Source organism: Arthrobacter sulfonylureivorans (assembly GCF_047607445.1).
GTDB lineage: Bacteria > Actinomycetota > Actinomycetes > Actinomycetales > Micrococcaceae > Crystallibacter > Crystallibacter sulfonylureivorans_A.
This window is the reverse complement of the sequence record NZ_JBLKRT010000028.1, coordinates 12,550-27,701: the sequence shown is the minus strand read 5'-3', so window position 1 is coordinate 27,701 and position 15,152 is coordinate 12,550. Positions and strand designations below refer to the sequence as shown.

The 15,152-nt window shown below is 68.1% G+C and carries 13 protein-coding genes; 10 read left to right on the top strand and 3 right to left on the bottom strand.

The window, feature by feature from the left end:
- The 6 genes from eccD (at position 1) to rarD (ending at position 9,234) form a co-directional block, all read left to right on the top strand.
- The gene (eccD, locus tag ACMX2H_RS13705; protein WP_414961087.1) at positions 1 to 1,326 is read left to right on the top strand and encodes a type VII secretion integral membrane protein EccD; all 1,326 of its coding nucleotides are present in this window, start codon (positions 1 to 3) and stop codon (positions 1,324 to 1,326) included.
- A 19-nt stretch (positions 1,327 to 1,345) separates the two neighbouring features.
- On the top strand, positions 1,346 to 2,488 hold the full coding sequence (locus tag ACMX2H_RS13700) for a nucleotide-binding protein (protein WP_414961085.1): 1,143 nt from the start codon (positions 1,346 to 1,348) through the stop codon (positions 2,486 to 2,488).
- On the top strand, positions 2,485 to 6,672 hold the full coding sequence (gene eccCa, locus ACMX2H_RS13695; protein ID WP_414961083.1) for a type VII secretion protein EccCa: 4,188 nt from the start codon (positions 2,485 to 2,487) through the stop codon (positions 6,670 to 6,672). The genes ACMX2H_RS13700 and eccCa overlap by 4 nt, the downstream gene beginning before the upstream one ends.
- On the top strand, positions 6,665 to 7,114 hold the full coding sequence (locus ACMX2H_RS13690; protein WP_414961081.1) for a hypothetical protein: 450 nt from the start codon (positions 6,665 to 6,667) through the stop codon (positions 7,112 to 7,114). Before eccCa ends, ACMX2H_RS13690 begins: the two co-directional genes overlap by 8 nt.
- Positions 7,111 to 8,109, top strand: coding sequence for a DUF6177 family protein (locus tag ACMX2H_RS13685; RefSeq protein ID WP_414961079.1), 999 nt, complete (start codon positions 7,111 to 7,113; stop codon positions 8,107 to 8,109). Before ACMX2H_RS13690 ends, ACMX2H_RS13685 begins: the two co-directional genes overlap by 4 nt.
- A gap of 96 nt (positions 8,110 to 8,205) precedes the next feature.
- Positions 8,206 to 9,234 (top strand): EamA family transporter RarD, encoded by a 1,029-nt coding sequence (gene rarD / locus ACMX2H_RS13680; protein WP_414961154.1) that lies wholly within the window; start codon positions 8,206 to 8,208, stop codon positions 9,232 to 9,234.
- Positions 9,235 to 9,262: 28 nt separating this feature from the next.
- Here the strand turns inward: rarD and ACMX2H_RS13675 are convergent, their stop codons facing one another.
- From ACMX2H_RS13675 to ACMX2H_RS13665, 3 genes are read right to left on the bottom strand one after another with little or no spacing between them, the layout of a single operon-like run.
- A complete protein-coding gene (locus ACMX2H_RS13675; RefSeq protein WP_414961077.1) occupies positions 9,263 to 10,456 on the bottom strand; it encodes an ABC transporter permease in 1,194 nt (397 codons plus the stop codon).
- The gene (locus ACMX2H_RS13670; protein ID WP_414961075.1) at positions 10,453 to 11,166 is read right to left on the bottom strand and encodes an ABC transporter ATP-binding protein; all 714 of its coding nucleotides are present in this window, start codon (positions 11,164 to 11,166) and stop codon (positions 10,453 to 10,455) included. The genes ACMX2H_RS13675 and ACMX2H_RS13670 overlap by 4 nt, the downstream gene beginning before the upstream one ends.
- Positions 11,163 to 12,218 (bottom strand): efflux RND transporter periplasmic adaptor subunit, encoded by a 1,056-nt coding sequence (locus tag ACMX2H_RS13665; protein WP_414961074.1) that lies wholly within the window; start codon positions 12,216 to 12,218, stop codon positions 11,163 to 11,165. The genes ACMX2H_RS13670 and ACMX2H_RS13665 overlap by 4 nt, the downstream gene beginning before the upstream one ends.
- A 278-nt stretch (positions 12,219 to 12,496) precedes the next feature.
- On the opposite strand from ACMX2H_RS13665, the gene ACMX2H_RS13660 reads away from it, so the two are divergent.
- From ACMX2H_RS13660 to ACMX2H_RS13645, 4 genes are all read left to right on the top strand, one after another.
- On the top strand, positions 12,497 to 13,024 hold the full coding sequence (locus ACMX2H_RS13660) for a hypothetical protein (RefSeq protein WP_414961072.1): 528 nt from the start codon (positions 12,497 to 12,499) through the stop codon (positions 13,022 to 13,024).
- Between the two features lie 559 nt (positions 13,025 to 13,583).
- On the top strand, positions 13,584 to 14,063 hold the full coding sequence (locus tag ACMX2H_RS13655) for a DUF2975 domain-containing protein (RefSeq protein WP_414961070.1): 480 nt from the start codon (positions 13,584 to 13,586) through the stop codon (positions 14,061 to 14,063).
- On the top strand, positions 14,063 to 14,269 hold the full coding sequence (locus tag ACMX2H_RS13650; RefSeq protein WP_127512832.1) for a helix-turn-helix domain-containing protein: 207 nt from the start codon (positions 14,063 to 14,065) through the stop codon (positions 14,267 to 14,269). Before ACMX2H_RS13655 ends, ACMX2H_RS13650 begins: the two co-directional genes overlap by 1 nt.
- Positions 14,266 to 15,129 (top strand): DUF817 domain-containing protein, encoded by an 864-nt coding sequence (locus tag ACMX2H_RS13645; RefSeq protein ID WP_414961068.1) that lies wholly within the window; start codon positions 14,266 to 14,268, stop codon positions 15,127 to 15,129. The genes ACMX2H_RS13650 and ACMX2H_RS13645 overlap by 4 nt, the downstream gene beginning before the upstream one ends.
- Positions 15,130 to 15,152 lie beyond the last annotated feature (23 nt).

Sequence of the window (15,152 nt, the reverse complement as noted above, 5' to 3'; positions counted from 1 at the left end):
ATGGCCGAAACCTTTACCCGCGTCACGGTGGCCGGGCCGCAGCGGCATGTGGATGTGCTGCTGCCGTCGCAGACCCCTGCCGGCCTGCTGCTGCCGCAGATCCTGGAACTGCTGGACGACCAGCCGACCTCCGCCGTCTCGGTCAAGACGCTGATCACTCCCGCGGGCGACCCGGTCCGCGAGGACGCCTCGCTCAGTGACGCCGGGATTGCCGACGGCGCCATGCTGCGGCTGGTGAACGTGTCCGAGGCGCCGCCCGCGCCGGTGGTCTACGACATCACCGACGCCGTGGTGGAACAGACCGAGGACATCGGCGGCCGCTGGACGGAACGGGTCCGCAGGGCCACCGGAGCCGTCTTCGCCGCCGCGGGACTGTACTTGGGCGTGCACGTGCTGCTCGACGGCGTGTCCACCGGCTCGGCCGCCGCGGTCTTTTTCGGCGTCGCAGCAGTGCTGCTGGGCGCCGGCATCTATCTGGGCCGGGCCACAACCACGGTGCTGGGTCCGCTGCTGGTCGGCACCGGCTGGCTGCTGGCTGTGGGCGGCGTGCTGCGGCTGCCGGCCGGCCCCGGGGTGCACGTACTGCTGGCCGCAGCGGTAAGCGCGGTGGCGCTGGTCTGCGCGGGCCTGATCTCGCGGCGGCCGCGGGCCTTGCTGTCCGCTGCCGGCCTGCTGGCCCTGCTCACCTTGTTCTGGGCCGCGTCGCTGGCCTTGTTCGACACTCCGGTGCAGGCCGCCAGCGTTGCCGCGCTGCTGAGCTGCGCCACCCTGGGTTTGCTGCCGCAGATCGCCCTGTCCGTCTCCGGTTTGGCCACACTGGACGACCGCCGGGCCAAAGGCGGCCGGATCGGACGCACGGACGTGCATGTGGCGATTGGTTCCGCGCACCGCGGGCTCAGCCTGGGCACCGCCCTGGTGGCGCTTTCGGTGGCCGCCGGCTTGTGGATTCTGGGCACGGACACCCAGTGGCAGGTCTGGACTATGCCGCTGGTCGGATGCCTGGCCTTGGCCACCGGGCTGCGGGCGCGTGCCTTCCCGCTCGCCCCGGACCGCATTGCGCTCTACCTGGCCGCGGCCGTCGGCACGCTGGCGCTGGCCCGTTCGGTGCTGGCCTTCGCCCCAACCCAGGGCTGGCTGGTGGCGGCCGGCCTGCTGGTGTTGGCCGTCGCGGTCGTGATCTCGCTGACCGTGACGCTGGCCGACCATTCCGCGGCGAAACTGCGCCTGCTCGCCAACCGGTTCGAGACGCTGGCCATCCTGGCCTCGGTCCCGCTGGTCATCGGCTTGTTCGGCGTCTTCGCATCGCTGCTGACCACCTTCGACTGACTCAGGCTGGGACCGACCTATGGAACCGATTTCACGCAGGGACTCAATCGCGCGGGAGCAAGCCGCCGCAGGCCACCTCACCGCGGGTCGGCTCACCGCAGGCCAGCCTCATCCGGGCAGCGCGCCGCTGGGCGCCCCGTCGGGAGCCGGTCTCCAGAGCGCCCGGTCAGGCGCCAGTATCCCGGGTGTAACACCTGCGGCTGATCCGTGGAGCTCACCGGCACCGGCTGCCGGGCCGGAGGGAGCCGGACCGTTCGAGTCCGATGCCGAACAACGCCGCCGCCGGCTGCGCAGCCGCCCCGGAGAGCCGTGGCTGGTCCGCACCGCGCGTGCGGCGAAGGGCCTGGTGTCCTCCGACGACTACCCGCAGCGGCTGGTCGCCGCCACCGCCGGCGCGCAGGCCGCCGTCAGCACGGGGCGCCGGATAGCAGTGATCGGCAGCCGGGGTGGAGCCGGCAAGACCACGACGGCGGCGCTGCTGGCTGCGCTCTATGCCGCAGCACGGCAGGACACCATTGCCGCCGTGGACCTGGCGCCCGCCGGAGGCACCTTGGCGCTGCGCCTCGGCGTGCCGGACGCACCGGCCATCGACGCCGCCGCTTCCGCGCTGCAGCAGGAGCCCGCCGCGGGCGCCGACGGACTGCGCCGGCTGCTGGCAGCCGCCGGTAACAATCTGTGGGTGGCCGGCGAGCGGACGCTCGGCGGACACGCCGGAAGCGCGGCGCTTTCTGCAGCCGGCCAGAGCATCTCCCGCTACTGCCCGGTGGCCGTCTACGACTGCGCCACCGGCCCGGGCGAGAATCCGGACACCAACTGGGCCATCGGTGCCGCCCAAGTGGCCGTGCTGGTGGCCCCCGCCTCGGTGGCCGGGGTCCAGGACGTGCGCCGGACGGCCGCGGCGTGGGCGGCTACCCCTGCGCTGGCCGGCACCGGACTGCTGGCGGTGCTGACCCAGACCGATGCCCAGGCACCGCTGGACCCGATGTCCGAAGCCAAGGCGCTGGCCCGGGACGGACTCACCGTGCTGCCGCTGGGCTACGACCGGCATCTGGCCAGCGGCGTGGAGTTCGATCCCGGACTGATGTCCCGTGCGGTCCGGCTGCAGGCGGCGGAGCTCGCCTCCACCGCGCTGGCCCTGGCAATGGAGCACACCGGCCGATGAGCGTGAAGATCATCCACCGGCCGGCCCGCACCACCGCCCCGGCCCGCGAGGCTGCGCCGTTCAGCCTCGAAGCTCCGCCGCCGATGGCCGAGAAGTCCGGCCGGATGAACGCCATGGCGCTGATCCCGCTGCTCGGCGCCGGCCTGTCCATGACCGTGATGATGCTCTTCCGCGGCAACAGCCTGGCCGCCGTCGGCGCCATCGCTATGATCGTGACCGTGGTGGCATCCATCATCATGATGCTGGGCCAGCGCGGCCGGGCGGCCCGCACCCGGGCGGAGGAACGCGACCGCTATCTGGAGTACCTGGAGGAATCCCGGACCACGCTGCGCACCGACGAGCAGCGGACCATCACCACGGCCCGCACCAGCAACCCGGAACCCACCGCCCTGTTCGACATCGTCCGCAATACCAGGCGGCTCTGGGAACGGCGCCGGGGCAACGAAGACTTCCTGCAGGTCCGGATCGGCTCCGGCGAGCGGATCAGCCGGCAGATCACCGTCAACGAGCAGGGCCCCGCAACCGCGCAACGCGACACGTTCATGGACAACGAAGTGCGGATCTTGCAGCAACGCTACGAGAGGTCGCCGGACCTGCCGCTGACCCTGCCGCTGGACTCGGCCGGCAATGTCAGCATCATCGGTTCCCGAGAGTTCGTGCTGAGCGCCGCCCGGAACCTGCTCATCGAGGCCTGCGCCTTCCACTCGCCGGAAGACCTGCAGGTGGGCATCGCGGCCCGCGAGGACCGGCTGCGCGACTGGGACTGGACCCTGTGGCTGCCGCATCTGGCCGACCAGAAGCAGACCCATGTCACCGGTCCGGTGCGCCGGATGGCCCGCTCCGTCGACGAGCTCGGTGCGGTGCTCGCCGACGAGCTGAACCGCCGCGCCGTGGTGGCCGCCGAATCGTCCAAGAACCTCAAGGGCGCCAGCCAGCACTTGCCCCGGCTGCTGGTGCTGGCCGACTGCTATGGCTCGTTGCCGGAAGATCTGGTGCTGCCGGACCGGCACGCCGGGCTCGCCCAACTAGGCATCACCGTGGTGTATTTGGTGGCCGACCGCGGCCAGGAGCCCGGTGAAGTCAGCGTGCGGGTTAGCCAGGACGGCGCGGCCGCCCACAGCGGCCCGGTCGGCTCCCGCAGCTACCGGGCGCAGGCCGAACGCAGCCAGGCCAGTGCCCGGGCCAAGGCAGGCCGCACCCCAGGGCACGGCGCCCGGACGGCGAGCGGCACGGCAGGCGCCGTTGCCGCAGAAGCCGGCGCCCCGCCGTCGGACGCGGGATTCCTGATCCAAAATTACCGCCACGATCCGGTGGAACCGGTCGAGGAACGCGGCACCCTGGACACCCTGGCCGTCGCCACCGCCGAGGCCCTGGCCCGCGAGCTGGCACCGATGCGGCTCTCGGCGGACTCGCTGGAACACAATACAGCCGCCAGTTCGGACAGCTTCCTGGAGATGCTCGGCCTTAGCCCGGCGCTCGATGAAGCGGACATCAGGCGGCTCTGGAAACCGCGCAGCGAAGTGGATTTCCTGCGCATCCCGCTGGGCCCGGACGACCGCGGCCGGCCCGCCCTGCTGGACCTGAAGGAATCGGCCCAGTTCGGCATGGGCCCGCACGGGCTCTGCGTCGGCGCCACCGGTTCCGGCAAGTCGGAAATGCTGCGGTCACTGGTGCTCGGGCTGCTGGCCACGCATCCGCCGGAATTGCTGTCCATGGTGCTGGTGGACTTCAAGGGCGGCGCCACCTTCGCGCCGTTCGCCGAGGCGCCGCAGGTCTCCGGTGTGATCACCAACCTGGCCGACGACGCCAGCCTGATCGAGCGCATCTACTCCAGCCTCAACGGCGAGGTGGTGCGGCGTCAGGAAGTGCTCAAGGCCGCCGGGAACATCGCCAACATCACCGACTACCAGCTGCACCGGCAGGAACGGCTGGCCCGCGGCGAGGCCATGGAGCCGCTGCCGCACCTGGTGGTGATCATCGACGAGTTCGGTGAACTGCTCACCGCCCGGCCGGATTTCATCGACCTCTTCCTGTCCATCGGCCGGATCGGCCGGTCCATCGGCGTGCACCTGTTGCTGAGCAGCCAGCGGATCGAATCCGGCAAGCTGCGCGGCCTGGAAACCTACCTGTCATACCGGATCGGCCTGCGCACCCTCTCCGAGTCCGAGTCGCGCACCGTGCTGGACACCCCGGATGCCTTCCACCTGCCGCCGGTGCCCGGCTTCGGCTACCTGAAGGTGGACACCACCGTCTACACCCGGTTCAAGGCCGGCTATGTGTCCGGCCCGCTGGAAGATGTCCAGGTCCAGGTCCAGGTCACGCAGGAAACCACCGACGACGACGGTCCCCTGGTACTGCCGATGCCCACCTACGCAGCCAGCCTGGAAAAGGCGAAAGACGCCGGCCAGTCCGCCGCGAAGCCGGCCCGCACCGGAGCGTCCAAGCGGACCACCGGTCCCACCGTGATGTCCACGCTGATGGACACCCTGGCCCGGTTCCCGCGCGCGGTGGATCCCATCTGGCTGCCGCCGCTGCCCGCCGCCGTGGCGCTGGACGCCGCCGCCGGTTCGGTGACCAGCACCAGCCAGGGCATCCGACTCACCACCGGCGGCTCGCTGAAGATCCCCATTGGCCTGCTGGACGACCCGGCCAAGCAGTGGCAGGGCGTCTGGGAGCTGGACCTCAAGTCAGCGGGCGGCAACGTGGCCATTATTGGCGGCCCCCAGTCGGGCAAGAGCACTGCCCTGCGCACCATCGCCGCCTCGCTGGCCATGACCCACAGTCCGCAGGAGGTCGGCATCTACTGCGTGGACCTGATGGGCAATTCGCTGATTCCGCTGGAAGGCCTGCCGCATGTGGGCGGCGTGGCCGTGCGCACCAACCGCGAGGTGGTCCGCCGCACGGTGGAGGAACTCCTCGCCATGTTGACCGTGCGCGAGAACGTCTTCGAGAAGTACCAGGTGGACTCGCTGGCTACGCTGCGCAAACTCTGTGCGCAAGGCAGGATCCCGGAACTTCCCAGCGCCGACATCGTGCTGGTGCTGGACGGCTACGGTCTGCTCACCGATGAGTTCGAGGACATCGAACCGGCCGTGCACGCCTTGATCGCCCGCGGTGGCGGCTACGGCATCCACGTGGTCACCACCGTCAACCGGCAGAACGAGATCCGGCTGGCCCAGCAGTCCTTCTTCGGCACCAAGATCGAGCTGCGGCTGGCCGACCCGGCGGACTCCTCCTACGGCCGCAAACTCGCCGAGACCATGCCCGCGGACCGGCCGGGCCGGGCGCTTACAGAAGCGAAACTGTTCGGCCACTTCGCGCTGCCGCGCATCGACGGCGTGGCCGATGCGGACACCGCCACCCAGGGCACCCGGGACATGGTGGCCGCCGTTGCAGCTTCCACCGACGCCCGCGCCATGCGGGTGCGCATCCTGCCGCAACTGGTGGAAGCCGCGGAGATCGAGGTCCCGCCGCTGCCCGGCCTGCTGCCGCTGGGGCTCCGCGAGACCGACCTCGGCCCGGAAATGTTGGATGTGGTCCGCGGCGAACACCACCTGATCGTGATGGGCGACGAGCAGTCCGGCAAAACCAACCTGGTCCGCTCGCTGGTCTCCTCGCTGGTGGCACAGTATCCGTCCCGGGACCTGGTCTTCGCGGTCTTCGATCCGCGGCGGGCGCTGGCCGACGTGGTGCCGGATGCCTATCTGGGCGGCTACGCCCCCAGCGCCGCGCAGGCCGAACCGCTGGCCAACGCCATCGCCTCCGAGCTGTCCAAGCGGACCGCCGGCGGCGACGCAATGCAGGACAGCATCGGCGAGCCGGACAGCATCCCGCGGATCGTGCTGCTGGCCGACGACTATGACATCCTCACCGCCGGCGGCGCCGGACCGCTGCGGTCACTCATCGAGTACCTGCCGATGGGCCCGGAACTGCAGCTGAACGTGATCCTCACCCGCCGCGTGCGCGGCGCCGGCCGCGGCATGTACGAGCAGTTCTTCGCCGCGCTGCGCGACTCGGGCAGCACCGGCCTGATCCTTTCCGGCGACCGCTCCGAAGGCGGCCTGCTGAACAACGTGCGCGCCCGCCGGCTGCCGCCCGGCCGCGGCCTGCTGGTCCGCGCGGGCGGGCCGGTGCAGACCGTGCAGACCCTGTGGACCCCGTTGGAGGAAACCGCCGATGTCTAACACGCTGACCGTCGTCGCGCTCGACGAACCGGACCAGGACGTGGTCATGGTCTCGCTGCTGGCCGTGGTCCCGCAGGAGTACGTCCGGCTGGCCGCCGACAGCACCCTGCTGGAAGTCGAGGACGGCAACGGCACCACCATGTTCGCCGTCGAGCTTCCCCGCCTGATCCGGGTGCCTGGCGAGGTGTCCCGGCTGCTCGCCGGCGCCACCGTGGACGCGGTGGAAGGGGCGCCGATCCCGTCCGTCTTCTCCGACGACCCGGACTTCGAAGCACCGGAGCACCAGGACCTGTGGTGGCAAGAGATCACCATCCGCAACGGCATTCCGGACGGCGAATCGCTGGGCTACCGGCTGGCTCAGAACATCGCGGTGCGCTGCCGCGGCGTCGTCGTCGGCCACCAGCTGCCCGGATCCGGAGAACGAACTGGAGAACAGGGATGACCATGCACGCCTCCGCGTTCGACTTCCACACCGAGCGCACCGCCGTCGTCTTCCAGGACAAGCCGCTGGCCTTCCTGTCCCCCGCCCTCACCCGCGCCTATGTGGCCGCGCGCGAATCGGAACGCCAGTTCGTGGTGATGACGCCCAGCGCCAGCAAGCTGACCCTGCCGCTGTACCAGTTGCTGCAGCGCGAGGGCTGCATCTGGATGGCCAGTACGGCGGACGGCACGTTCTACAACGGCTTCACCGGCCAGCAGTACCGCTGGAACGGGGACGTCTTTGCCGCCGAGGAACAGCTCGCACCGGACTACCTGCAGGCTTCGGGCGGGTCCGACGGCGTGGTCCAGGCCCGCGGCGAGATCCTGCATCCGGCCAGCGAAGCGACCCGGATCGGCGAGTTCACCGCGGCGCTGTTCCGCGAGCTCACCGGTGCCGAACCTGCCGGCTGGGGCATCCACGAGCCGGTCAGCGAACCGTGGGATATCGCTGCATTAACCCGCTACTGCTACGAAACCGCGCCGATGACCAGCAACATCATCGTGGTCGGCCGGCCCCGCGCGGGTACCGAGGTGCCGTCCATCGGCGTGCTGACGGTGACCCGCTCCGCCACCGGGGTGCACGAGTCAGTGGAGCTGTTCTGCGAATCGGTGGATCCGCTCACCGAGGACGAACTGGCCTCGTTCGGTTCAGCCATGCACCGGGCGCACGCCCGCACCGCGTTGGCCGGCCACACCATGCTGCTGGAGCGGCTCGCGTTCCCTGCCCGCTTCACCGGCGTCAGCGTCCCGGCCTGCGCGTTCTTTGGGCCGGAGTCGCTGAAGCAGTTCGGCCCGCAGCAGGCGTTGGCCGCGGCCGGCGAGCGCGCCCGGCTGGTGGGCGTTCCGCCGCTTCAGTCGCTCGCCGTCACCTACCACCGGGACCCCTCCGGCGGCCGCCAGCATCCGCTGGACGAGTTCACCGAGCTGGTTGGCAAACTGGCCGGCGGAAAGTTCTGACCAAGTTCTGATCACGGCATGGGCTCCGGGATAGCGTTGGGAACATCCGCCCAAGCGGAATAGATCCACGTGACCGGAGGTTGTCCCAGCGTGTCCATGAACGACGGCGGTGCCTCCTCCCAGTCTTCTGCCCCTGCTGCCGCGGTTGCCGAGGCCGGTGCCCGCCGCGGACTTGGCCGGTTCCGCAAACAGGGCCGCAGCCCCAGCGAGACCGGCGCGGGCATGGCCTACGGGCTCGCCGCCTACGGGCTTTGGGGCCTCCTCCCGCTCTACTTCACCGCCCTGATACCGGCCGGTCCGCTGGAGATCGTGGCGAACCGCATTGTCTGGTCGCTGCTGTTCTGCTTCCTGCTGATCACGGCGCTGCGCGGCTGGCGCACCTTCCGGTCCGCGCTGGGCGACTGGCGCACCTTCGGAACGCTGGCGCTGGCCGCCGGGCTCATCGCCGTCAACTGGTTCACTTACACCTTCGCGGTCCTCAACGCCCACGCCATCGAAGCCTCCCTGGGGTACTTCATCAACCCGCTGGTGTCCGTGCTGCTCGGAGTCATCCTGCTGAAGGAACGACTGCGCCCGGCACAGTGGGTCGCGATGGGCGTGGCGTTCACAGCGGTGCTGGTACTGGCCTTCGGGTACGGCAACGTCCCGTGGATCGCACTGATTCTGGCGCTCAGCTTCGGCTTCTACGGCCTGGTTAAGAATCGCGTCGGCGGCCGCGTGGACGCCGTCACCAGCCTCAGCGTGGAAACCCTGGTGCTGACCCCGGTGTCCGTGGTCATCATGCTCGTCCTGATGGCCGGCAGCCAGGCAACCCTGCTCTCCGAAGGCCCCGGCCACTTCTGGCTGATGGCTTCCAGCGGCCTGATCACCGCCTTGCCGCTGCTGTTCTTCGGCGCCGCCGCCCGCCGGCTGCCGCTCAGCACGGTTGGCATGCTGCAGTACCTGGCACCCATCCTGCAGTTCATCACCGCCCTCGTCTTCCTGCACGAGCCCATGCCGCTGGAGCGCTGGATCGGCTTCGGCCTGGTCTGGCTCTCCCTGGCCATCCTGACCGCGGACATGGTCGTGGCGCTCAAGAGGGCGCCCAAAGCCGGCGCCACGCCCGCCCCGGCCCAGACACATTAGTATCCGATCGCGCTAGTACCTGCTCGAGCTAGTACCTGATCGCGTCGATCACCTTCACGCGGACGGCCACCAGCGCGGGGATCAGGCCGGCCAGCGCTCCGACCGCGGTGGCGGCGCCAATGCCGATCAGCGCGGCTTCCACCGGGAACGGCGGCAGTTCGCTGATGCCTTGGGCAATCAGCTCCTGGACCCACGGGCTCTTCACCACTGCGACGGCGAGCATCACCCCGATCACGCCGGCCACGAAAGTGGCAACCACTGACTCAAGCATGACGCCGAAAAAGATACGCCCCGACGTCGCACCGAAGCTGCGGCGGATGCCGATTTCCCGCACTCGGTATTTGACCGTGACCATGGAGATGTTCAGCAGCCCTACGGCCCCGAGCAGCAGCACCAGGCCGGCGATGCCGCCTACTGCCCACTGGATGCCTTCGAAGGGGTCGCCCCACGCCGCGTAGTCGCTGCGGTGGATCTGAACATGGGCGTCGGGGAACTGGGCCTGCAGATCGCCGGTCATCGCAGCCGACAGCGCCGGCTCAACGTCAACCGGTACCCACATCTCCAAGGCCGGCGGCGGCCCGCCTTCGCCGCCCAAACCCCAGCGCTCGTACTGGGAGGTGAGCATCATGGCCGCAGGCATGGCGCCCTCGTAGCCATCCGGCGTGATACCCACGATCCTGGCCGCGATCGGCCGCTGCTGGAAGATCTGCAGCACGGGGTTCGCGGTGAGGTCCGGTCCGCCCAACTGGCGGTGGAACGCTTCGTTGATGATGACCGCCGGTGCCAGCGCCGCGGCATCGGCCTCGGTGAACCAGCGGCCGCCGGCCAGGTTCACCCGCCGCATCTCGCCGTAGCTTCTGTCCACCACCGTGGTTTCGGTCCCCACCACGCCGTGCGGGAACTGGAACGGGACCTGGGCGAACGTCCGCCGGCTCGCGTACTCCACCGCGTAGCGCTCCACCAGTCCGTCAAAGGCAGCCTGCAGAACGGCCGGGTCCTCTTGTCCTGTCGCAGAGAAGACTTCCACCGACACCGTGGCCGCCCGGCCGCCAGATTGTTCCTGCGCCTGCACCATGCCTTCCCGTGCCATGTTGCCGAGCCCGACGACGGTGGTCAGCGCCGCGACCGACAGTGCCACCCCAATCAGCGCCAAGAGGATCCTGGTTTTGTGGATGCGCAGCTCGGCCCATGCTTCCACCAGCAGGGCTACCATTCCGGTCATGCCGCCAGCTCCGGGGCGTTCAGGATGCCATCGCTTAGCCGGTAGTGCCGCTGGGCCAGGGCCGCAACATTTGCGTCGTGGGTGATGGTCACCAGCGCCGCGCCCGATTCCAGCGCCACTTCGTCCAACAGCGCCATCACTTTCTGCCCCGTGTCGATGTCCAGCGCGCCGGTGGGTTCGTCGGCCAGGATCAGCCGGGGCGACCGCACCAACGCCCGGGCAATCGCGATCCGCTGCTGCTCGCCGCCGGAGAGCTTGTGTGGCTTCTCGCGCAGCCGATCGCCCAACCCGACGCGCTCCAGCATCCGCGCGGCCAGCCGTTCGCGCTGCCAGAACTGGCTGCCGCGCGCATACAGCAGGGGCGTCATGACGTTCTCCAACGCGGTGCGGCCGGGCAACAGGTTGAACTGTTGGAAGATGAACCCCACCTGGGCGCCGCGGGCGATGGCGCGCTGCTTCTCCCCCATGGAAGAAACCGGCCGCCCGTCGAAGTACAGCTCGCCAGTGGTGGGCACGTCCAGCAGGCCGAGGATATTCAGCAGCGTCGATTTACCCGATCCGGAACGCCCCTGGATCGAGACATGGTCCCCGGCGCTGATGCTCAGGTCGATGCCCTGCAGGATGTGCAGCGGGTCGCGGTCCGGAATGTGTACGCTCCGGGTCACACCGTGCAATTCCAGCAGCGGTGTGCCCGTCGCCGCGGCACTCATCCGCCGATCATCCCGAAGTCGCCTTCCATCCCGGGCATCATCTGCTCCCCGGGAGCTCCCGGGATGAACTGCAGGACCATGTCGCCCTCGGCGAGCCCGTCGAGGATCTGCACTTGCATGCCGTCGTTGAGGCCCAAGGTGACGGAGCGCTCCACTGGTGCACCGCCGTCGTCCTCCACCAGCCAGACCAGTCCGGTGTCCACGGATCCTTGGACCGCCGTGGTGGGGACGACCACGACGTTTTCCGCGGTTCCTGCGGTGATGTCGATCGTCGCGCCCAGGCCGGCGAACACCTTGACGTCTGCCGGCACCGCACAATTGACCGTGCCGGTTGCCGCAGCCGCCGGAGCTTCCGGACCGAACGGACCGATGGCCGCAGGCGCCACCTGCGCCTGGTCCGGGCCGCCGTCTGGCGCCTCGCCGACGGTCACTGCCTTGCAGTCGAACGGCGCCGGGCCGCCGTTGACCGTCACGGTGGCCGAGCTGGGGCGGTCCAGCAGCCGGAACTGCTGGTCGGCGGTCAAGGTTCCGGTGACCGAGAACGTGCCGGGCGAGATCGTGGCGGCGTCCGCACCGACCGAGACCTGCTGGTCCACCAGCACGGTCAGTTCGGTGAGCTTGCCCGCTGCCGGGGCCACCACGTTCACATACGTGTAGACCGGGGCTGGCGGCGGGGCCGGTTCCTCGTCCGGGTCCACCTCAACCGTCAGCCCGGCTGGGTCAGGTTCCACGAGTTTCTGCACCTGGAACAGCGGGTCGCCCTTGGACACGTTCGCGCCGGCGTCGACAAACAGGAAATTGACCGTCCCTTCGGCGGTGCTCCGCACGGCCACGGCCGGGTCGCTGGCCACCGAACCCTCGATCTGCACCACATTGGTCACGGTCCCCAGCGTTGCCGGAACGCTGGGTGTGACCAACTGGGCCGTTGGGTGCTCTGTCACCGCCTCGGCGCGCATGCCGTCCACAAAGGCGAGCTTGAACAGTGCGACGGCGATGACCGCGAAAATCGCCAGCCAAGCCACCGGAAAGACGTAGCGGCGCAGAACGCGCATGCAGATCCCCCTCTAGATGATGCGCGCCGCGGCGCACGAGACTGCGGGGCATCCAGGACAATGCCTGCAACAATTCCCGCTTGTGACGGAGGCTACCATCGGCGGGCCGTTGATCCGGCGGCCAGGGCAGGCAGTCAGCGGGAAAGTTACACAATTGTCGCTGTTTGAATAAGTTGCCGGTTGCCTTCCCGGTCAAGGGCCGGAGACTTCAGTATTTGCAATGCCGTCCAACAAGGGAAATTGCGCCGGACGCCTGGTATCTGTGATTCAAGGAATTAGTGAATGAATCGGCTAGCCTAAGACTAAATTCACAAATCCGCCGCCTGATCTGGCGCTTAAGCGAACCGGGGAATCTGTTGAAAACGAAGCCCACTATCGGGACCACTGCTGTCCTCTTCTTAGTCGCGGGATTCGCTCTCGGGCTCTCCACGTTGTCCGGCGGGCAACCGCCCGGGCCTTCCGTCGCCGGGGCATCTGCCGACGTGCCGCTGTCCACACTGGACGCGGGTTCTGCCAGTCCCGCACCCGGGGTTCAATTTCCGGCAGACGATCCGGGGACGAAATTGTATGAACCCTTCACGGAGTGCTCTGCGGACTATGCCGAAGGTCCCGGCGGGGATCTCGACAAAAAGAACATGATTGGCCCGGAGAACAGCCTCATGGTGACACCGGAGGAAATGAAGGCCATGGGCATGCCCGAGGCCGCGATCCGGTCGCAGACCGCCGCGTGGCAGGCCCTTTCGCCGGAAGAACGCGAAGAGCAACTGTGCCGCGCTGCCCAACAAGGCCGAGTTCTTGAGCAGTAGTTTCCGGAAGCATCCGCGTTGCGCTCTGCAGCCATCGAGCATCGCGCATGCCCGCCCGTCCCCCACTGTGACGTCTTTAGAATCGATTTCATGGGCCAGGCAGTTTTTCCGCGGTTGATGTGCGCGACTGCTTGACATTTTGTCTGGGCGCTTGCGGTACTTCAGCCGAATAAAGCACCGGTGCGACCGAGACCCCGAGTATATGTTGCGGAGGCCAGCGTCGCCGAAGGCGCGGCCAATTTCCAACTATCCACTGACTGGGGAACGCTACCCTTTTACCAAAAGTACGTCGAGGACCCGGACAGATTATGGCAAACAACTGTCCTTGAACCGGTCGCCGACGGGGAATTGAGGCCGCTTGAGCGGGACTTCCAACGTGGCTGCCGGTTTTATCTTGAGCACAATTTCCACTCGGACGACTGACAGCGCTGAGTACACCGCCAGATCACGCATTCCGTCGATTCGGCAAGCACGTGACGGGGCGGGGTGTGGTGGCCCGGCCGCATCAGACCGATCGCTATCGATTGAAATTCGATAGGAAAGAAGCGATACTCGATGGATGCGAAAGACATATCTGGCGGTCACCGCCCTGAGGATCCTGCTGGTGGTGGCCTTCGCCCTTCTCCTCTTGTTCCAAGTGATGTCGTTGCCGGGCCAATTCGCCCACATGGCAGCGGAATCACCGCAGCTGGCCTACCTGCAGTGGCCCCTGACGGTGTTTTCGATTGTGGAGCTGCTGTGCGTGCAGGCTGTGATTGTCAGTACCTGGAAACTGCTCACGCTGGTCAAGCACGACCGGATTTTTAGCAAGGCGTCCTTGTCCTGGGTGGATGTCATTGTGTGGGCCGTGGTCGCCGCCTGGACACTGCTCGTCGGCGTTTTCCTGTTCGTCGGATTCAATGCCAATGACCCCGGTATGCCGCTGCTCCTGTTCTTGTTTGTGGTGGCCGGCGCGGTGCTCGCCTTGCTGCTGGTGGTCTTGCGGGCCGTGCTGCGTCAGGCCATCACCCTGCGGAGCGACATGGATGCGGTGATCTGATGCCGATCGTGGTGCGCATCGACGTCGAGCTCGCAAAACGAAAAATGAGCGTCGGGGAGTTCGCCGAACGCGTGGGGCTGACACCCGCCAACGTGGCCGTGCTGAAGAACGGCCGGGCCAAAGCCGTGCGTTTCAGCACCCTGGATGCGATGTGCCGGGTGTTGGAGTGCCAGCCCGGCGATTTGCTTGAATGGGTTGAGGAGTGAGCGGCCTCGGCATTGCAGCGGTTGTCCGGCCGCTGCCGGCGTTCCGGCGCGTGGCCTCAGCCCTGGTCCAACTGCTCCGGTTCGCCTGGCTACAGATCCAATGCTGCCTCTTCGCGGCCGCGATTTTCGTGGGCCTTGCGGTCAGCACGGCAGTGCCTTTGCCGGTCCCCCGCTACGATGCCCTGCTGGTGTACGGGCTGGCGCTGACCGCGGCGTTCTACCTGCTGCGATTGGAAACCGGCCGCGAGGTGGCAGTGATCTTCGGCTTCCACCTGGTGGGTTTGGCGTTGGAACTGTTCAAAGTCCAGATGGGCTCCTGGTCCTACCCTGAGGCGGCTTGGTCCAAGGTCGCGGGAGTGCCGCTCTACTCCGGCTTTATGTACGCCGCTGTCGGCTCCTACATCTGCCAGGCGTTCCGCCGTTTCGACCTGCGGATCAACAGCTTTCCATGGGTCCCGGCTGCGGCACTGGCCGTGGCGGCCTACGCCAACTTTTACACCCACCACTATCTGCCGGACCTGCGCTGGGTGATTGCCGCCGGCTTCGTCATCGTGCTCTGGCGCAGCCGGGTGACCTTCACCGTGGAGGCCCGCAGCTATGCCATGCCGCTGAGCCTGTCCTTTGTCCTCATCGGCTTTTTCCTGTGGGTTGCCGAGAACGCCGCCACCCTGCTGGGCGCCTGGCAGTACCCGGACCAAGGCCAGATCTGGCAGATGGTGCACGTGGGCAAGTGGGGGTCCTGGGCGCTGCTTGTCAGCCTCAGCTTCGTCTTGGTGGCGGCCGTCAAGACCCATGAGGGCCGCTTCTACGGCAAGGCAGGTGCCGCGCCGACCGTCACTAGTAACCAACGCCCGTCCTGAGTTCCAAGCGGACGATCATTAGG